Source organism: Novosphingobium sp. (genome assembly GCF_040079535.1).
Taxonomy (GTDB): domain Bacteria; phylum Pseudomonadota; class Alphaproteobacteria; order Sphingomonadales; family Sphingomonadaceae; genus Novosphingobium.
Genome location: NZ_JBEBKB010000007.1, coordinates 14,316 through 33,858, shown reverse-complemented (window position 1 = coordinate 33,858; position 19,543 = coordinate 14,316). Strand labels below are relative to the sequence as shown.

Genomic DNA, 19,543 nt, shown 5'->3' with positions numbered 1-19,543 from the left:
CACGATATTGCTAGAAAAATCTGTGCGGTTGGTACGGCCCCGGATCGACTGCGCCTGCCGCGCTTCCCAGCAAAAGACCCAGCGCGAGATCGGCTGCGGCCGGCGCGGTCTGAATACCAAAGCCGCCTTGCCCGGCGAACCAGAAAAAGCCAGGCGCGCGCGGATCGAAGCCATAGACCGGCAGGCGATCCGGCGCGAAGCTGCGCAGGCCGGCCCATTTGCGCTCCACCGCCAGAACCGGCCAATCGACGGCATGCTCAAACCGGTCAATTGCCATGGCGATGTCAATTTCGTCAGGCGCGGCATCGCAGGGCGGGCTGGGTATCTCGTCATGCGGGCTCAGCCACAGCCGGTTACCTTCGGGGCGGAAATACCAGCTGCCGTCAAACGCCAGGGTCAGCGGCAGGTCTGCCGGTACTTTGCAGCCCACCCGCAGCTGGCACATGGTGCGGCGATAGGGCTGGATCCCCAGCGGGGAGAGGCCCGCGATCGCCGCAACATCATCAGCCCAGGCCCCGGCCGCATTGATTACAACTGCTGCCGAATATTCGCGGCCGTCCGCCAGGCGCAATTGCCACCGGTTGCCACTGCTGCCCAGTGAGGCCAGCCGCGCACGGCATTGCAGATCGGCTCCGCCGCGCCGGGCCTGGGCGAGCCACAACTGATGTAGCGCGCCAACATCGATATCGCAGCAATCGGGCTCAAAAGCGCCAAGGGTCCATTCGCGCTTGATGCCCGGCAACCGCATTTCCAACGCCGCACGATCAAGCGGTTCAACCCGCACCCCAAGCCCGGCAAATTCTGCAACGAAATCGGCCAGACCTGATGCTTCATCGGCCCGGGCCAGGGTCAGGGCTCCGCGCGGGCCCAGCAGGCCGTTGCGATCAAGGAAGGCGAACGATGCCGTGGTCAGCGGCAGCACCTGCGGCCCGCCATAGCTTTCTGTCCAGAACGCGGCCGAACGGCCGGTGGCATGGTAGCCCGGCTGGTCCTCAGCCTCGATCAGCAAGACCCGCCCGTGCGAAGCCAGCCCCGCCGCCAGCGAGGCGCCGCCGATCCCGGCACCAACAATCGCAAAGTCATAGCTTGCAGTCATGGCCGCTCAGCCAGAAGCGATCCGGCCAAGGAAAGCGTCGCAAGCCGCCAGCGCACGATTTCGTGCCGGATCGGATTCGCGCAGCACTTCGTGCCGGGCTTCCTTGCCAAAATGGACCAGCTCGCAATCGGGCAAGATGGTTGCGGCGCGGGCAATTGCCTTCCAGCCGACCAATTTGTCATCGTCGGTCGCGATGATCAGCACCGGCACCTTTACCGCCCTGAGCAGGTCCGGATCTGCCAGCAGCCGCATCGAGGCATAGCCGCGCTCAACCCAGCCCCAGCTGCCTGGGCCCATCACAAGCTGGGGCCGGTGATTGCGCCACCACAGTTCGTCGGCATAGCGATCTGCATCATGTGTCAGCAAATGTGCCCGTTGCTGCGGAACCTGGCCCGGTGCCTCGCTCCACTTCCAGGCTTGGCGGCGCGGATCGCCCAGCGCCTTTATCAGCTTGGCGGCCTGATGCATCACGGCTGGTGGCAGCAAGCTGGCGGTAAAGCCCAGCATCGGTGCAGACAGGATCAATCCATCGGGATCGGCCAGCCCTTCGGCCACGGTCCTTAGTACCAGATGCCCGCCCATTGAATGGCCGGCCAACACGTGCGGCGGCGGCGTTGCCGCTTTCCAGTCCTTCCACAGCTGGCCCAGATCTTCGCACCAGGTAGAGAAATCATCGATGTGACCGGTTACCGCATCGCTGCCAAGCCGGCCAGAATCCCCCTGCCCGCGCCAATCGCTGGCGCTAACATGCCAGCCTTCAGCATTCCACTGGGCCAGCGTTTCCAGATACTTTTCATAGAAATCGCCGCGTCCGGGCAGAAACAGGATCGAACCCTTGGGCGTTGCTGCGGGTGCGGGCCAATCAATCCGCCGGATCGACCAGCCATCTGCGGCCTGCCAACGGCTTTCAACGACACCACCAGGAATGGCGCGGCGATCGATTTGCGGGAACTGTGCTGAAGCCATTTGGATAATATCAGCCTCTTGGCTCTGGTTACTATTTGGTAAGCACTGCTGCTTAGACACCCTGAAGAGAACCAGGGGACGTCCAAAATGCCGGACTTCGATTTTCGTTACCTGCTGCTTGGCGGCTTGGCAATTGCGCTGCTGATTGCGGCCTTTACCGACATTCGCCGGCGCCAGATTGATAACTGGCTGAACGGTGCAATTGCCGCCTGCGCTCCGCTGTATTGGTGGGCTGCGGGCCTTGCGCTGTGGCCCGATGTGGCCTGGCAAGTGGGCATGGCGGTGGCAACATTGGCTGTTTTGGCTGTGCTGTTCGCGCTGCGCGCAATGGGCGGCGGCGATGTTAAGCTGCTTACGGCGTTGGCGCTGTGGATCGAGCCTTTCTGGTTTGTCCGGCTGCTGGTGATCATGGCGCTGCTTGGCGGCGTGCTGACCCTGGCGCTGGGCGCCTGGCACGTCGCCCGGCGCAACAAGAACAAATTGGCCATTCCATACGGCGTGGCGATTTCCAGCGCGGCCTTGTGGGTCCTGGCCGTGCAATTCCTACCTTCATTTCAATCGGGTGCCGCTGTTGGCGGAGCAGGTTGACCAGATTTTAACCAGTTCCTCCCAAAAGGTGTTCAACCACATTCGGGAATTTCTAGGGGGCTTGCTTAGCCATGGATAAAAAGAAGCTGATGCTGCTCATTGGGGCGCTGGTCATTGCGATCGGCACTGCGCTTGCAGCGCGTAGCATGTTCGCTGGTGCTTCGGCGCCTCAGGCCGAGGCCGCCCAGCAAGTTCCCACAGGGCCAAAGGTCCTTGTGGCACAGCGTGCTCTGCCGGTTGGCACGATCATCACCGCCGATTCGGTATCGTATCAGCTGTGGCCCAAGGAAATGGTGCAGGACGCCTACTACATCGACGGCCAGGCCGAGATGAACAAGCTGCTTGGCACCGTGGTCCGCAATCCGATCACTGCCGGCCAGCCGCTGACCAAGGGCGCACTGGTTGCGCCTGGCGATCGCGGCTTCCTGGCGGCGGCGCTTGGCCCTGGCATGCGCGCAGTGACAATCAACGTTTCTGCCAACACCGGTGTCGCTGGCTTCGTCTTCCCGGGCGATCATGTTGATCTGCTGCTTACCCAGACCGTCCAGATCGCGGGCGACAACCAGTCGCTCAAGACCACTGAAACGATCCTGCGCAATGTCCGCGTGCTGGCAACTGACCAGTCCACCGACACCAAGATCGAAGAAGGTAAGACTGTGGTTGTCTCGTTCCGCACCGTTACGCTTGAAGTAACTCCGCGGATTGCAGAGAAAATTCAGGTTGCCCAGACCATCGGCACGCTCAGCCTGGCGCTGCGCAGCCTGGCCGATAACCAGGCCGAACTGGACCAGGCAATTGCCAGCGGTACGGTAAAGGTTCCGGCCGGTTCAACCAAGGCGCAAGAAGACAAGCTGCTGGCCGATGCCATGAACCGCCCGATCGACAATGGCACCACCTTTGTGACCGGCGGCGATGTGTCGCGCTTTCAACGCCGCACCTCGACCCCGATGACCCGGCCGCAGCCGCAGCAGTATTCTGCTCCGTCAGCACCGCAGGCTTCGTACAGCCCCAACTCTGGCCAAAGCGCGCCGCGCCCCAGCGGCCCAAGCGTCCGCGTGACCCGCGGCAAGACCACCAGCGTCGAACAATTGGGAGGTAACTGAGATGCCGATCCGCACTGAAACCTCCGCCGCCAAGAAAGGCCGCACGATGAAACGCCTCGCTTTCACCACGCTAACCGCAGCTTGTGTTGTGGCCCCGCTGGCCCTGACTGCCACCAATTCGGCCCAGGCCCAGGGTGTCAGCCGCCCGGCCAACGACATCGTCCTTTCAATCGGACGCGGCCAGCTGGTCAACGTCGGTGGGACCATGGCCGATGTCTTCGTGGCCAACGAAGCGATTGCCGATGTCCAGGTGAAAAGCTCGCGTCAGCTTTATGTCTTCGGCAAGGCCGGCGGCGAAACCACGATCTATGCCAGCGATGCTGCGGGCAACGTGATCTGGTCTGCCAACGTCCGGGTCGGCTCGAACATCGAAAGCGTCGATCAGATGCTGAACATGGCGATGCCCGATGCCAAGATCACCGTTTCAACCATGGGTACCAACACCTTTCTGCTGACCGGCACCGTTGCCGCGCCGGAAGATGCTGCTGAAGCCCAGCGTTTGGTCCAGGCCTATGTCGGCAAGGAAGCGAACGTCATCACTCGCCTGAAAATGGCCACCCCGCTGCAGGTCAACCTGTCAGTCAAATTCGCCGAAGTCAGCCGCTCGCTGGTCAAGGAAATGGGTTCAAACCTGTTCACCCGCGACAATTCGGGCGGGTTCCTGTTCGGTGCCACGCGCGGCCGTACTGCCGGTACGGTCAGCAATATCGCCGGGACCGTCAGTGGTGTTCCCACCGCCGGCCTGCCGCTGGCCGATGCGTCCAGCCTGATGGGCCTGCCGGCTGGCACGCTTAACCTGCCGTTCGATCCGACCAGCGGGAAGTTTGTGGTTGGCGGTGCCAACTATACCTTCAACAGCAACGCTTCGGGCCAGACCGCGATCAACCTTGCCGGCCGCCTGTTTGGCCTGGATGTTGGTGCCGCGCTGGATATCGGCGAAAAGCTGGGACTGGTGACGACGATTTCGTCGCCCAACCTGACCGCGCTTTCGGGCGAAACCGCCGATTTTCTGGCCGGCGGTGAATATCCGATCCCGATCAGCCAGGGCCTGGGCACCACGTCTATCGAATACAAGCGTTACGGTGTCAGCCTGAGCTATACCCCGACGGTGCTGGCCAATGGCCGGATTTCGATGCGCGTGCGCCCCGAAGTGTCCGAGCTTTCAAGCCAGGGCGCGATCACCATCAACGGCTTCACCGTTCCTGCGCTGACAGTGCGCCGAGCCGAAACAACTGTTGAGCTGGGTTCGGGCCAATCGATCATGATTGCCGGCCTGATGAGCAACAACGCGCAGAACACGGTTGAAAAGCTGCCCGGTGCCGGCGATCTGCCGATCATTGGTGCGCTGTTCAAATCAACCCAGTTCCGCCGCGGCGAGACCGAAATGGTGATCGTGATCACCCCCTATCTGGTCCAGCCGGTCAACGCCAATGAGATCAAGCTGCCAACCGACGGGTATGAATCCCCCAACGATGCGCAGCGCCTGTTTGGCAACATGGACAGCAACGGCCAGTCCGGCAAGGGCCGCCCGGTGCCAACCCAGGCGCCGCAGCCCAGCGGCGGCCCGCAAGTGGGCGATCTGATGGCTCCTGGCACCGCGCCGGTGCCGCAGAGCGCTTCGGGTGACAACAAAGACAAGAAGAAGAAGCGCAAGAAGGGCGAAGCAAACGACGCCGCTCCTGGCTTCAGCCTGAACTAAGAGGGACCAGAACCATGCGTACAAACATTTTTCGCAAGACGCTGGCTTCGGCCCTGCTCGCCTCGGCGGCGCTGACCCTTGCGGGTTGCGGCGGAATGGCCAGCAACCCCAGCCTGGAAAGCATCCACCAGCCGGTGGTTTCGCAGACTAACTACACGCTTGATGTCAGTGCTGGTCCAGGCGGAATTTCGATCCCCGAGCAACGCCGCCTGGCCGGCTGGTTCGAAGCGATGGACCTGCGCTATGGCGATAGGGTCTCGATCGATGATCCCTCGCGCAATCCCGCCAATCGCTCTGCGGTTGAAGCGGTTGCCAGCCGCCATTCGATGCTGGTTGGTGATGAAGCGCCGGTCACTCCGGGCTATGTAAATCCCGGCACGGTCCGGATTGTGGTTACCCGCACGGTAGCAACCGTTCCGGGCTGCCCGGATTGGTCGGCCAAGTCCGAAACCAACCTGCGCAATGCCACTTCAACCAACTATGGCTGTGCCACCAATTCGAACCTGGCTTCGATGGTGGCCGATCCTTCGCACCTGATCAACGGCGCAACCGGCAGCGGCAGCACCACCGTGACAACGGGCACGAAGGCAATTGAAAGCTATCGGAACCGGCCGCCAACGGGCGATCAGGGTCTGAAAGAACAAAGCTCGAAGGGGAACTAAGCGTCATGAATGCTCCTTGGAAACCTGGCGTACAGGGCAACCGCGACCCATTTGCCGCCTACATCTGCGACGATGCAGCGCTCGACGTGCTGCGCCCCGTCGTGATCGAACTGGGCTGGCAGCCCGAGAAGTGCAACAAAGGCGGCCTGCGCAATGCCGTGCAGTCTTTGTCGATCTCGGCCAGCCCCAACATTCTGTTGGTCGATCTGTCGGAAAGCGGCGATCCGCTAAGCGATATCAACGCCCTGGCCGAGGTTTGCGAACCTGGCACGGTCGTTGTCGCAGTCGGTCAGGTCAACGATGTCCGGCTCTACCGCGATCTTCTGGCCAGCGGCATCCACGATTACCTGCTGAAGCCGCTCTCGCCCTCTCAGGTGCGCGATGCGCTGGTCAACGCGCAGGCCGTGTTTGCCAATCCGAAGCAGCACGATCCCTCTGTTGCCAAAAAGCACATCTCGACCGCAGTCATCGGAACGCGCGGCGGATGCGGCGCATCGACGCTGGCCACTTCGCTGGCCTGGCTGTTCAGCGCCGATGAAAAGCGCCCGACGGCTTTGCTTGATCTTGACGTCCACTTCGGCACCGGCGCGCTTGCACTGGATCTGGAACCCGGCCGCGGCCTGACCGATGCAATCGAAAATCCGGGCCGGATCGACGGGCTGTTTATTGAACGTGCCATGATCCGGGCCAACGATCACCTGGCAATCCTTTCGGCCGAAGCGCCAATGAATTCGCCACTGATGACCGACGGCGCAGCCTTCATCCAGCTGGAAGAAGAGTTTCGTTCGGCCTTCGAAATGACCGTGATCGACATGCCGCGTAACATGCTGATCAATTTCCCTAACCTGCTGACCGACGTGAACGTTGCGCTGGTGGTGGTGGAAATGACGCTGGCTTCGGCCCGCGACACGATCCGCATCCTGTCTTGGCTGAAATCGAACGCGACGCATGTCCAGCCGCTGATAGTGGCCAACAAGGTGCAAGCGGGTGTTGCCGAAATCAGCAAGTCCGATTTCGAAGCTTCGATCGAACGCAAGATCAACTTCACGATCCCCTATGACATCAAGGCCGCCAGCAACGCGGCCAAATTGGGCCAGACTTTTGCCGACGCCAACCGCGCCAGCAAGGCCGGCGCAGTGGTCCGCGAAATTGCCAAGATGGTGATGGGCGTGGGCGAAGGTGAGGAAATCGAAACCTCGGTCAAGGCCAAGACCTCGCTACTCGGCAAGCTCGATCTCAAATCGATGCTGTCCAGCAGCAAGGGCACGAAAGACAAGGCGACTGCCGGAGCGGCAGCAGCCTGAAGCGAAACCCATCCCCGCCCCGCCCCGTTTCAAGCTGAACGGGCCGGCGGTGGTGATGATAAGGAAAACGTGACATGCAGATGAGCATTTTGCAGCTCCTGCTGATTGCCGTGGGCCTGATGAGCTTCATGGTGCTTGGCTATCTGGCCATGAGTGGTCCCTCGGCAACCAAGGAAGGCGCGCGTCGTCTCCAGGCGTTGCGGTATCGCCATTCCGACAGCACCAACGACAAGGTTGAGGCGCAGCTTAAAAAGGCCGTGGCCGCGCGCAAGCCCAAGATGCACCACATCGCAGGTTCGGAATCGCGGACGGCCGCACTGTCGCTGCGCCTGCACCGCACCGGCAAGGCCTGGACCCTGTCGCAATACTTCTATGCCTCGGGCGGCCTTTCGGTGGTGGTGGCAATGCTGCTGTTCCTTAAAACTGGTGCCGCCTTGCTAGCGCTGGGGATCGGTCTGCTGGTTGGTGCCGGCCTGCCGCACTTCGTCGTCAATTTCTTCATCAAGCGCCGTACCGGTGCCTTTACCACCAAATTCCCCGACGCGATCGAACTGCTGGTTCGGGGTTTGCGTTCAGGCCTTCCGGTTACCGAAACGCTGGGCGTTGTTGCCACCGAAGTTCCCGGCCCGGTGGGCGAGGAATTCAAGATGGTCAACGATCGGATCAGGATCGGCAAGACCATGGAAGATGCGCTTCAGGATTCGGCCAATCGGCTAAACACAGCTGAATTCAGCTTTTTCGTGATCACCTTGGCGATCCAGCGCGAAACCGGGGGCAACCTGGCTGAAACGCTGTCCAACCTGGCCGATGTGCTGCGCAAGCGCGCGCAAATGAAGCTCAAGATCCGGGCGATGAGCTCTGAATCCAAGGCTTCGGCCTACATCGTGGGCTCGTTGCCGTTCATTGTGTTCGTCATGATCTACTGGATCAACCCCGAATACCTGGGCGGCTTCTTTACCGACGAACGCCTGATCGTGACCGGACTGGGTGGCCTCACCTGGATGTCGATCGGTGCCTTCATCATGGCCAAAATGGTCAGCTTCGAAATCTGAGCGAGGGATAAGCAAAAGCCATGTTGAACACCCCGCCCGGACCTACGCTCCTCGGCATCGATGTGATCTTGGTCGGCTCTATGCTGGCCGGGTTTGCCACACTGGCCGTGCTGTATGCGATCTATACCGCCATCACCATTCGGGACCCGATGCAAAAGCGGGTCAAGGCCCTGAACGAGCGCCGCGATCAGCTGAAAAGCGGATTGATGGTGCAAGGTTCGAAAAAGCGTACCAGCCTGGTCCGCAAGACCGACAGCACCGAAAAGATGAAGGACACGCTGTCCTCACTCAAGGTGTTGCAGGCCAGCCAGCTTGAAGAAATCCAGCAGAAACTGGCCCAGGCCGGGATCCGCAACAAAGAACTGGCCTATTACGTTCTGTTCGCCCGGATGATCTTGCCGATCGTGCTGGGCGGGTTTGCCGCAATGATGATCTGGGGCTTCAACTACTGGCCTGATCTGACCCCGTTCAAACGCGTAATGGCCTTCGCCGCCGCCGTCGGGGCCGGCTACAAGGGTCCGGAAGTCTATCTTTCCAACATCATCTCCAAGCGCACCGATGCAATCCGCAAGGGTTTGCCAGACGCGCTCGATCTGTTGGTGATCTGCGCCGAAGCCGGCCTTACGGTTGACGCCGCATTTAACCGCGTGGCGCGCGAACTGGGCCGGGCCTATCCCGAACTGGGCGACGAATTCGCGCTGACCGCGATCGAACTCGCGTTCCTGAGCGAGCGGCGCCAAGCCTTCGAAAACCTGGCCTATCGCGTCAATCTTGATGCGGTGAAGGGCGTGACCACAACAATGGTTCAGACCGAGCGTTATGGTACGCCGCTGGCGTCAGCCTTGCGCGTGCTATCTGCCGAATTCCGTAACGAGCGGATGATGCGCGCTGAAGAAAAGGCCGCGCGTCTGCCCGCGATCATGACCGTGCCGCTGATCCTGTTCATTCTGCCAGTGCTGTTCGTCGTGATCCTTGGCCCTGCGGCCTGCTCGATCTCTGATGCATTCGCGGCGAAACCCGGCGCACAATAAAGCTCGCAAATCAGCGAGGGGGCATGAAACCGGTCCGGAGCAATCCGGGCCGGTTTTTGTTTGGGCGCTACCCCCCTGCTTCCACCACGTTTTCGATCGCGCCAAAGATCGTATGCCCTTTGGCGTCCTTCATTTCGATCCGCACCACATCGCCATACCGCAGAAACGGGGTCTTGGCCTCGCCCGTGGCAATCGTTTCAACCATGCGCAGTTCCGCGATGCACGAATAGCCGCGCCCGCCATCACCGCAGGGGCGGCCCGGTGATCCATCGGGATCGCGGTTGGAAACGGTCCCCGATCCGATGATCGTGCCGGCTCCGATCCGGCGGGTCTTGGCCAGGTGTGCGATCAGGGTGCCGAAATCGAAGGTGCACTCTTCAGCCGCTTCGGCGCGGCCAAATGCCTGCCCGGCCAGATCCACCGCCAACACATGGCCAAGCCGGCCGCCGCTCCAGGCATCGCCCAGCTCGTCAGGGGTCACAAACACGGGTGAGAAATGGCTGGCAGGTTTGGATTGGACGAAGCCAAACCCCTTTGCCAACTCGCCGGGGATCAAGCCACGCAAGGAGACATCGTTGACCAGCCCAACCAGCCGGATATGGCCAAGCGCGGCTTCGGCCGATACGCCTTGCGGAACATCGCCGGTCACCACACAGATTTCGGCTTCCAGATCGCAGCCCCAGGCCTCGTCCGCCAGGGTAATCGGCGCACGGGCGCCGCGCAGATCATCGCTTCCGCCTTGGTACATCAGCGGATCGTGCCAGAAGCTGTCGGGCAGATCTGCGCCGCGCGCCTTTCGGACCAGCTCGACATGGTTCACATAGGCTGAGCCATCGGCCCACTGGTAAGCCCGCGGCAAGGGCGCGGCAACTTCGCGTTCGTGGAACCGATCGCGCGGGATTGCGCCGTGTTCCAGCTGTTCGGCCAAGGCTTTCAGTTCGGGCGCATACCGATCCCAATTGTCCAGCGCTGCCTGCAATGTCGGGACGATCATGCTGGCATCGGCGAACCAGGCCAGATCGCGTGAGACGACGGCCAGGCGGCCATCACGGCCATGCGGGAACGAGGCAAGTTTCATCGTGGTCAGTCCTTCGCCAAAGCCAATTCGCGGATTTCTTCGAGCAATTTCTTGAATCTGGCGCGGTCTGCCGGGCCCAGCGGGGCAAACAGCCGCGCTTCCATCGCCAGCGCGATCGGCATGATCTCGTCAAACACCGAGCGGCCGGTGCTGGTCAGCTCAAGGTGGTGCGATCGGCCATCGCGATCGTTTGGGCTGCGCGCAATCAGCTGGCGCTGTTCAAGCACCTTGCACGCCCGGTTGACCGCCACCTTGTCCATCCGGGTTGCACCCACCAGCGCGCGCTGGGTTTGTCCGCCCAGATCGCCCAACACTGCCATAACCCGCCATTCGGCGATCTTGAGGCCAAACCGGGCGTGGTATTCCACCGAAATCCGGTCACTCACCGCGTTCGATGTGATCGAAAGCAGATAGGGCAGAAAATCAGACAGACGGGTTTGCGGATCGCTCATGAACTGGTTCCAGTTGCAACCAATCGGCTAAGCGGAGGCGATGCAAAAGGCAATGGGGCCGCCTAGCTTTTTATCGCTTCGGGCGCGGCCGCGGCGAATGCCGGAAGTTCACGCAGCGCAGCATCGATTCGCACCAGCCGCGGGAATGGATCCAGCGGCACCTCAAAGCGGCGGGCATTGGCCATCTGCGGGACCAGACACAGATCGGAAAGATCCGGTGCAGCGCCTCCCAGCAAACCTTGATCGGGAGCCATTGCTTCAATCGCGGCGAACCCTTCAAGGATCCAGTGTCGATACCAGGCATTTACCGCCGCATCATCCTGGCCCAGCGGGCCGCGCAGGTAATGCAAAACGCGCAAGTTGTTGAGCGGATGGATATCGGCGGCGATCAGCAATGCGCGGGCCATAACCAACGCGCGCCGCGCCGGATCGGATGGCAAAACCGCCGGTTCTGCGCGGGTTTGATCAAGATATTCGATAATCGCGAGACTTTGGGTAAGGAAATGACCATCAATCTCAAGCGCGGGTACCAGTCCTTGCGGATTGCGCGCCCTATACCCTTCTGCGGCTTGATCCCCTTTGACCAGATCGATTGGCACTGTGCGATAGGCCAGCCCTTTCAGGCCCAGTGCGATCCGGACCCGGTAGGCCGCTGAAGAGCGCCAGTAATCGTATAATACGATCTCGCTCATCCCAGCACCCGGCCCGCTACCGCCTGCAATTTTGCCACCAGCGCCGGATCGCGCGCTTCCGGTGCGGTCATCACCGCGTGTTCCAGCGCACGATCAATCGGGCTGGGCGAACGCACAACCGGCAAGGAAGCAGCCAGATGCTGCACGACCGTGCGGGCAAGATCGACATTGCGCTTCATCACGCTGAGTATTTCCGCAACGTCGGCTTCATCGCCATCACGCCAGCTATCATAATCGGTGACCATGCCCAGCAAGGCATAGGGCAGCTCTGCCTCCCGCGCGAGACGGGCTTCGGGCATCGCGGTCATCCCGATCACATCGCCGCCCCATTTGCGGTAGAGCTTGCTCTCCGCGCGGGTTGAGAACTGCGGGCCTTCGATCGCAACATAGCAGGCGCCATCATGAACGGTGCCTTCTGCTGCCCTTACCGCCTGGGCCAAACCTTCACGCAGCCGCGGGCAGATCGGATCGGCAAGGCTGACGTGGGCAACCAACCCGGATCCAAAGAACGAATTTTCCCGCCCCGCGGTGCGATCGATGAATTGGTCTACCGCCACGAAATGGCCCGGCGACATTGCCGGGCTCAACGATCCAATAGCCGAAAGGGCGATCAGATCGGTTACCCCGCAGCGCTTCAGCGCATCGATATTGGCGCGGTAGTTGACCTGTGACGGCGGAATAGCATGGCCAGCGCCATGGCGCGGCAAAAAGCTGAAGCGCACTCCGCTTAATGTTCCGGTGGTGACCGCAGCCGAAGGCAGGCCAAACGGGCTGGCGACTTCGATCTGCTGGGGCTGCTCCAGCCCAATCCCTTCAGCCAGGCCCGAGCCTCCGATAACCCCGAAATGCCAGGCGCTGGTGGTGTCGATTTCGCTCATCGCTGGGCGAGGATACCCGCCATGATGAAGTCAATGCAATGCTCACGATAGCGATCGCGCAGTTCTTCGGTCAGGGATTCAGTATCATAGCAGTGCTTCAGCACCAGCCGCGATGAAAAGAACCGGTCGCAGGCCCCGGTCGTAGTGAAATAGAACAGCTGCGGATCCACATCGCGGAATACCCCTTGGTCGATCCCGTCCTTGATCAATTTATCATAGGCCTGGCTAAGCGGCGAAAGATAGCTGTCGGCAATCCGGTGGGCCTCATCCGGATCGCTTTCGCGCACCAGCCGCATCAGCAGCCGGTTCAGGTAAGGGGTTTTGAAATAGGTATCGACCACCGCGCCGATGTGATGGCGCAGCCGGGCTTCGGGATCCCAATCCTTGGACAGCAGCGCATCAACCGCGTGGACAATATCGGCCATGTCGCGATCAAGCAGCGCTTTCATCAGCCCGGCCTTGTTGCCGAAATAGTACTTTACCAAAGCGGAATTAAGGCCCGAGCGCAGCGACAGCTCGCTTAGTGAGATATCAACGATATCGCCATCGCGCATGATGTCTGACGCGGTCTGCAACAGCAGTTCGCGCGCGCCGGGCGGCGCATCGGATTCCGATACCTGCGTCAGGCTGCTCATGAGTACGGCGGCTCCCCTCCCCACCACGGGTAGAAATCCGGCATATCCTGAGAAACCCGTAGCGGAAAGGCAGGTGGGCGTTTCTCCAGGAAGCTTTGCACACCTTCCTTCGCATCGCCGCCTTTGGACAGGCGATATATCGCGCGGCTATCAACCTTGTGCGCGGCCATCGGGTGATCGCCCGAAGGCACGCGCCACAGCATCGCCCGGGTCATCGCCACCGATACCGCCGACGTGTTTTCGGCAATTTCGCGCGCCAGGGCGCGGGCAGCGTCGATCAGTTCACCTTGGGGATGGACCGAACGGATCAGCCCGCCGCGCAGCGCTTCCTGGGCATCAAAGATCCGGCCGGTCATGCACCATTCAAGCGCCTGATTCACCCCGACGATCTTGGGCAAGAACCAGCTGGAGCACGCTTCCGGCACAATCCCGCGCCGCGCAAAAACAAAGCCATAGCGGGCATTGTCACTGGCAAGGCGGATATCCATCGGCAACTGCATGGTGATCCCAACGCCCACGGCTGCGCCGTTACAGGCCGAAATCAGCGGCTTTTTTGACTGATAGAGCCGCAAGGTCAGCAGCCCGCCGCCATCGCGCACGCGCGGATCAGACAGATCCTCAACCGGATCGCCGCTGGCAAACACCGCGCGGCCATCATCCGGGGTCAGATCGGCACCGGCGCAAAATGCCCGTTCTCCCGCTCCGGTAAAAATCACCGCGCGCACAGAATCATCGGCGTCGGTGCGGTCCATCGCGTCGATGATCTCGTTCATCATCGTGCCCGTGAAGGCATTCATCTTTTCCGGCCGGTTAAGCGTCAGCGTGGCCACGCCTTCGCTGATATGAAGATCGATCTGCGAATAGCCCATGCTGTTACTCTCCCAGAGAGGATGCCGGGACGCTTGGTGTAAGCGCCCCGGCTGGTTTCGCTCTTTTAACGAGGCGCCATGCGGATCGCGCCATCAAGCCGCACGTCTTCGCCGTTGAAATAGCCGTTCTCGATCATGGTCATGGCCAATGCGGCATATTCGGCGGGATTGCCCAGCCGCTTCGGGTACGGAACCGAGGCACCCAGCGCATCGCGCACGTTCTGCGGAGCGCCGGCCAGCAGCGGGGTATCGAAAATGCCCGGCAGGATGGTGTTGACGCGGATGTTCTCGTTCGAAAGATCGCGCGCGATCGGCAGGGTCATCCCGACCACACCGGCCTTTGATGCCGAATAGGCAACCTGCCCGATCTGGCCATCTTCGGCGGCTACGGACGCGGTGTTGACGATCGCGCCGCGATCACCGTCTTCCTGGGGATCAAGCGTCAGCATGCCAGCGGCTGACATCGCAATGCAGCGGAACGTGCCAACCAGGTTGATCTGGATCAGCCAGTCAAAGGCCGATGGCGGATAGAACTTGATCGAGCCATCTTCCTTGCTGCGGCTGGCGGTTTTCATCGCTGCGCCGGTTCCGGCGCAGTTGACCAGTACGCGTTCCTGTCCGTGGGCTTCGCGGGCCTTGGCAAAACCGGCGGCAACGCTGTCATCGCTGGTCACGTTCACTTCGCAGAAGATCCCGCCGATTTCAGCGGCAAGCGCTTCGCCCTTTTCAGCCTGAAGATCAAAGATCGCGACCTTGACGCCTTTGGCCGCCAGCGCGCGGGCGGTCGCAGCACCCAGGCCCGAGGACCCGCCGGTGACGACCGCAGCAACAGTGTTGTCGAGTTTCATTTCAATTCACTCCGTTTGGAAATCAGCACATTTCGATAATCGTCACGTTGGCGACACCGCCGCCTTCGCACATGGTTTGCAGGCCGTACTTGCCCCCGCGCGCCTTCAGCGCGTGGAGCAGCGTTGCCATCAGCTTGGTTCCCGATGCACCCAGCGGATGGCCCAGCGCAATCGCCCCGCCATTGACGTTGAGCTTTTCCGGATCGGCCCCGGTATGTTTCAACCAGGCCAGCGGAACTGGGGCAAATGCCTCGTTCACTTCGTAAAGATCGATATCGCCGATTGAAAGCCCGGCGCGCTGCAGCGCCTTGTCAGTGGCAAACAGCGGCTCTTCTAGCATGATCACCGGATCGCCGGCCGTAACCGTCAGGGTATGGATCCGGGCCAGCGGGGTCAGCCCATAGCGCTTTAGCGCCGCTTCGGAAACGACCAGCGCGGCGGATGAGCCATCGCAGATCTGGCTTGATGATGCGGCCGTTATCGTCCCGCCTTCGCTGACCAGTTTGACCCCGGCGATCCCTTCAAGCGTGGCATCCATGCGGATCCCCTCGTCGATCAGGTGCAGCACTTTTCCTTCAGGGGTATCAATCTCGATCGGCACCAGCTCTGCCTTGAACGCGCCAGCATGGGTTGCGGCGCTGGCGTTCTGGTGGCTTTTCAGCGCGAACCGATCAAGATCATCCTTGGTGAAGCCGTGCTTCTTGACGATCATTTCCGCGCCCATGAACTGGCTGAACATGATCCCCGGGTACTTGGCTTCCAGACCATCGCTTTTATAGTGGCCCAGACCTTCCTTCATGTGGAACATCGCATTTGTTCCCATCGGCACGCGGCTCATGCTTTCAATTCCGGCGGCGATCACCACGTCCTGCACGCCGCTCATCACCGCTTGCGCGGCAAACTGGATCGCCTGCTGTGACGAACCGCACTGGCGATCGATCGTGACCGCCGGGGTCGATTGCGGCAGCTGCTTGCTGGCCAGCACAGCGTTGCGGCCAACCTGCATGGCCTGCTGCCCGGCCTGGGTAACGCAGCCCATGATGACATCGTCGATGGCAGCGGGATCAATCCCGGTCCGGCCGATCAGGTGATCAAGCGAAGCCGCCGCCAGATCAACCGGGTGAATGCCGGCCAGCTTGCCGCCGCGCTTTCCGCCGGCTGACCGCACAGCATCGACGATATAGGCTGTTGCCATGATGGGGATTCCTTCTGCTAGGGTTTAACCGATCGATTAAGACGCCAGCGGTGCAGCGTCAAGCAGGCACTGCCGGGGCCGCCGCCCTGTGGCATATTGACAACAGCCAATCGCGAAAAGTTGCGCGCGCCTTTTCGGTAATTGCCAGCATCCGAGCGTTCGCTCAGGGTCTCGGAGTCTGGTTCCCTTTTGCGGAGCCCGCAGGGCTCACGTGGGTTGCGTCGGCCTTACTGTTAAATTGTTGATTTCCCGCATAGTCGGGGATGAAGACCAAGGGGCAAGTATATGAATTATATGCGTAAATCCGCCTTTTCGAGCAGCACCTGCCTGCGCGGAGCGGCCTTTGCCGTAGCACTGCTCGGCTTCACCGGCGCCACCGCCGCCCAGGCTCAGGATGGCCCAGGGCCTGATTCGGTTGCTGCAGAGTGCGTCGATGCTGACAACAACGGATCGTGCGACCCGGTAGAACCCGCGAGCATTGTGGTTACCGGTTCACGCATCAAGCGCGATACTTTCAACTCGGCCTCGCCGATCACTGTTTTGACCCACGACGATACTACCGTTGCCGGATTTGATTCGTCGGGTCAGGTTCTCCAAGGCACTGCCGTTACTGCAGGTGCCCGCCAGATTGACAGCACCTTTGCCGGGTTCCTGACGGATGGCGGCGCAGGCGCAAACACCCTGTCGCTCCGCAGCTTGGGGCCGGCCCGTACGCTGATCCTGCTCAATGGCCGCCGCCTGGCGCCGTCGGGCACAAGCGGCTCGGTCCTCTCGGGTGACCTTAACGTGCTCCCCAATGCGATGGTTGACCGGATCGAAATCCTGCGGGATGGCGCTTCATCGATCTATGGCTCTGATGCAATTGCCGGCGTGGTTAACGTCGTTACTGACCGCAAGTTCTCGGGCCTGATGTTCGATGGCGGCGTTTCGATCCCAACCGTGGGCGAAGGCACCACCCGGCGCTTGGCCATTATTGGCGGGTTCAACACCGATCGCCTGAACATCTCGGGCTCGCTGGAAATCTATGACCGCGCGAACCTGTCGTTCCGCGCGCATGACTACCTCGCCTGCCAAACGCTTTACACCCGCGCGAACCCTGATTCGCCTTTCGGATCGGGTGATTTCAACGATCCGAGGACCGGCAAATCGAAGTGCTATCCCACCGGCCCGACCGGGGTGAGCGGCGTGACCGTGAACACAATTGGCACCAGCCCGCGCGCTGGTGCAGCCGGCGGCCCGGGTAACGCTGCAATCGGGACCTTCAACCGCTTTCGCTACAATCCTGCCGCTGGCGGGTCCGTTCCGGGCTGGGAAGGCGTCAACGGCGGTGGCAGCAATGCACTTGGCAACCGCGACACCGTCAACGGCAAGTTTTTTGATCGGTCGCTGATTTCTCCGACAACCAACTACAACGCCTACCTGCAGGGGTCCTATGACCTCAACATGCTGGGCGGTGCGGAACTCTATGCAGATGCGCTGTTCACGCGGCGCAACTCATCGCAGCGCCAGTTCTTCCAGGCGATCATCGATTATGCTCAGGGTAGCCCGCTGATCCCCGTGGAACTGCAATTTTCAAACATTGGCCCGAATGATCAGTTGATCGGCAATGTGGGTGTGCGCCTTTTCTCAAGCCGCAACTACACCAGCAGCCAGCGGGTTGAATACACGCGCTTCGGCGGCGGTCTGCGTGGCTCGCTTCCCTTCAGCGATTGGACCTATGACTTCTACGCAGGCCATTCCTACAACTACGGCGAATACGAACTGCAGCAGCCGATCACCAGCCGCCTGCGGCAGAGCCAGAACGTTATCCTGAGCGGCGGAAACTATGTTTGCGTCGATACTTCGAACGGATGCGTCGCGGCACCGCTGCTGACCGGGGCTGTTGTCAACGGCGATATCCCGCAGGCTTATCTCGACTTTATTGCGGCACCGGTTCAAGGGCGGACGAAGTTCTTCGAGACCACTTTCTCGGCCCAGTTCGCGGGCAGCCTGTTCGAGCTTCAAGGCGGCAAGATTGGTGTTGCGTTGGGTGCCGAACATCGCCGCCAACGGATCGACGATCAGCCCCCGATCGAACAGCAGACTGGCCAGCTCTACAACTACTCAACTTCTGGCATCACGCAGGGCAAGGATTCTGTAACCGAATTCTTCGGCGAATTGGAACTGCCGCTGCTGCGCGATGTGCCTTTCGTTCGTGAGCTGACCGTTAACGGATCAACCCGTTACACCGACTATGCTAGCTATGGCAGCGGCTGGACCTATAAGTTTGGCGGCGTGTATTCCCCGTTCAAGGCACTTGCATTCCGGGGCACCTATGGCACCTCGTTCCGCGCGCCTGGTCTGTCAGAACAGTTCAGGTCGCCAACCGCGGGCTTCCTGTCCAGCACAACTGACCCTTGCTACCAATATGGCAACGGCTCACCAACTTCGACACTCTATATCAACTGCCTTGCTGATGGTGTTCCCATTAACTTTGCGCTCGGCGGTGTCGGTGATCCGCTTTCTCAGTCCGTTCGGGTTCTCACCACCGGCGGATCGCAGACGGGCCTGGCAGCTGAAACATCGAAGAACTGGACCATCGGCACGGTAATTCAACCCAATCTTCCGGGTCGGGGTGTGCTGGAATTCTCCGCTGATTACTTCAACATTGAAGTGAACAACGGGGTTGCCCTGTTCGGCGGCAGCAATATCTTGCAGTCGTGCTATAACGATCCGGGCTTCCGCTCAGGAACCAATGGCGGTGAACTGTGCCAGTTCGTCACGCGTGATGCCAGCACCTCGGCCAACCCCTATCGGCCGACTGTCGTCAACGGCTTTATCAACATCTCGGACAGCAAGGTTCGCGGACTGGATTTCAATCTGCGCTTCACGATGCCGATTGGCAGCGGCCAGTTCCGGATCAATGCCGGGGCGACGCGTTATCTGGAACAATCCAGCCGCATCACATCATCCGACCCGCTTGATGACGATAATGGTGAAATCTACCAGCCGAAATGGACTGGTACGATGGACGTCAGCTATGAACAGGGTGCGGTGCGGATGTACTATGGCCTGAACTGGGTCGGTAAAATGGATAGCAATGCGGCGCTTGGTCTGGACCCGGCCACCAGCATCTATCTGTTCGATACCCCGGACTACTTCACGCACAACGTCTCGCTGTCGGTCAAGGTTGGCGACTTCCGCCTGACGGCTGGTGTGAAGAACCTGCTCGACCAGGAACCGCCTCAGATTTCCGCTTTCGTCCTCAACCGCCTGGGCAACAGCCCACAATACAGCGGCTATGACTTCGTTGGCCGGACCTTGTTCGTCAACTTCACGGCGAAAGTCTTCTAAGGCTCTCACCTGGCAATTTTTGGAAGGGCGGCGCGGGAAACCACGCCGCCCTTTCCTTATGG

The 19,543-nt window shown here is 60.8% G+C and carries 18 protein-coding genes; 8 read left to right on the top strand and 10 right to left on the bottom strand.

Annotated elements, in window-relative coordinates; all coding sequences use genetic code 11:
* Positions 1–10: 10 nt before the first annotated feature.
* Entirely contained in the window at positions 11–1,096 is a 1,086-nt protein-coding gene (locus ABL914_RS03885; RefSeq protein WP_391561845.1) for an NAD(P)/FAD-dependent oxidoreductase, read from the bottom strand.
* A 6-nt stretch (positions 1,097–1,102) separates the two neighbouring features.
* Entirely contained in the window at positions 1,103–2,062 is a 960-nt protein-coding gene (locus tag ABL914_RS03880; protein WP_391561844.1) for an alpha/beta fold hydrolase, read from the bottom strand.
* 87 nt (positions 2,063–2,149) lie between these two features.
* Here ABL914_RS03880 and ABL914_RS03875 point away from each other — a divergent pair, with 87 nt between their 5' ends.
* The 7 genes from ABL914_RS03875 (at position 2,150) to ABL914_RS03845 (ending at position 9,501) form a co-directional block, all read left to right on the top strand.
* Entirely contained in the window at positions 2,150–2,650 is a 501-nt protein-coding gene (locus ABL914_RS03875; protein WP_391561843.1) for a prepilin peptidase, read from the top strand.
* A 71-nt stretch (positions 2,651–2,721) separates the two neighbouring features.
* A complete protein-coding gene (gene cpaB, locus ABL914_RS03870) occupies positions 2,722–3,753 on the top strand; it encodes a Flp pilus assembly protein CpaB (protein WP_391561842.1) in 1,032 nt (343 codons plus the stop codon).
* Between the two features lies 1 nt (position 3,754).
* Entirely contained in the window at positions 3,755–5,452 is a 1,698-nt protein-coding gene (locus tag ABL914_RS03865) for a type II and III secretion system protein family protein (RefSeq protein ID WP_391561841.1), read from the top strand.
* Positions 5,453–5,466: 14 nt separating this feature from the next.
* Positions 5,467–6,114 carry a CpaD family pilus assembly protein gene (locus ABL914_RS03860; RefSeq protein ID WP_391561840.1) on the top strand — a complete coding sequence of 216 codons (648 nt, stop codon included), beginning with the start codon at positions 5,467–5,469 and terminating at the stop codon, positions 6,112–6,114.
* Positions 6,115–6,119: 5 nt separating this feature from the next.
* On the top strand, positions 6,120–7,418 hold the full coding sequence (locus tag ABL914_RS03855; RefSeq protein WP_391561839.1) for a pilus assembly protein CpaE: 1,299 nt from the start codon (positions 6,120–6,122) through the stop codon (positions 7,416–7,418).
* Between the two features lie 80 nt (positions 7,419–7,498).
* The gene (locus ABL914_RS03850; RefSeq protein WP_391561903.1) at positions 7,499–8,470 is read left to right on the top strand and encodes a type II secretion system F family protein; all 972 of its coding nucleotides are present in this window, start codon (positions 7,499–7,501) and stop codon (positions 8,468–8,470) included.
* A 20-nt stretch (positions 8,471–8,490) separates the two neighbouring features.
* Positions 8,491–9,501: a type II secretion system F family protein gene (locus ABL914_RS03845; RefSeq protein ID WP_391561838.1), complete on the top strand. Its 1,011-nt coding sequence runs from the start codon at positions 8,491–8,493 to the stop codon at positions 9,499–9,501.
* Positions 9,502–9,568: 67 nt separating this feature from the next.
* Here ABL914_RS03845 and ABL914_RS03840 read toward each other — a convergent pair whose 3' ends face one another.
* From ABL914_RS03840 to ABL914_RS03805, 8 genes are all read right to left on the bottom strand, one after another.
* Complete coding sequence (locus ABL914_RS03840) at positions 9,569–10,579, bottom strand: fumarylacetoacetate hydrolase family protein (protein WP_391561837.1); 1,011 nt, start codon at positions 10,577–10,579, stop codon at positions 9,569–9,571.
* A gap of 5 nt (positions 10,580–10,584) precedes the next feature.
* Positions 10,585–11,031 carry a MarR family winged helix-turn-helix transcriptional regulator gene (locus tag ABL914_RS03835; RefSeq protein WP_391561836.1) on the bottom strand — a complete coding sequence of 149 codons (447 nt, stop codon included), beginning with the start codon at positions 11,029–11,031 and terminating at the stop codon, positions 10,585–10,587.
* Positions 11,032–11,093: 62 nt separating this feature from the next.
* Entirely contained in the window at positions 11,094–11,723 is a 630-nt protein-coding gene (gene maiA, locus ABL914_RS03830) for a maleylacetoacetate isomerase (RefSeq protein WP_391561835.1), read from the bottom strand.
* Positions 11,720–12,601: an S-methyl-5'-thioadenosine phosphorylase gene (gene mtnP, locus ABL914_RS03825; protein WP_391561834.1), complete on the bottom strand. Its 882-nt coding sequence runs from the start codon at positions 12,599–12,601 to the stop codon at positions 11,720–11,722. Before mtnP ends, maiA begins: the two co-directional genes overlap by 4 nt.
* Positions 12,598–13,236: a TetR family transcriptional regulator gene (locus tag ABL914_RS03820; protein WP_391561833.1), complete on the bottom strand. Its 639-nt coding sequence runs from the start codon at positions 13,234–13,236 to the stop codon at positions 12,598–12,600. The genes mtnP and ABL914_RS03820 overlap by 4 nt, the downstream gene beginning before the upstream one ends.
* Complete coding sequence (locus ABL914_RS03815; RefSeq protein ID WP_391561832.1) at positions 13,233–14,105, bottom strand: crotonase/enoyl-CoA hydratase family protein; 873 nt, start codon at positions 14,103–14,105, stop codon at positions 13,233–13,235. Before ABL914_RS03815 ends, ABL914_RS03820 begins: the two co-directional genes overlap by 4 nt.
* 65 nt (positions 14,106–14,170) lie before the next feature.
* Positions 14,171–14,953 carry an SDR family NAD(P)-dependent oxidoreductase gene (locus ABL914_RS03810; RefSeq protein ID WP_391561831.1) on the bottom strand — a complete coding sequence of 261 codons (783 nt, stop codon included), beginning with the start codon at positions 14,951–14,953 and terminating at the stop codon, positions 14,171–14,173.
* 22 nt (positions 14,954–14,975) lie between these two features.
* Complete coding sequence (locus ABL914_RS03805) at positions 14,976–16,148, bottom strand: acetyl-CoA C-acetyltransferase (RefSeq protein ID WP_391561830.1); 1,173 nt, start codon at positions 16,146–16,148, stop codon at positions 14,976–14,978.
* Positions 16,149–16,433: 285 nt separating this feature from the next.
* On the opposite strand from ABL914_RS03805, the gene ABL914_RS03800 reads away from it, so the two are divergent.
* A complete protein-coding gene (locus tag ABL914_RS03800; protein ID WP_391561829.1) occupies positions 16,434–19,481 on the top strand; it encodes a TonB-dependent receptor domain-containing protein in 3,048 nt (1,015 codons plus the stop codon).
* Positions 19,482–19,543 lie beyond the last annotated feature (62 nt).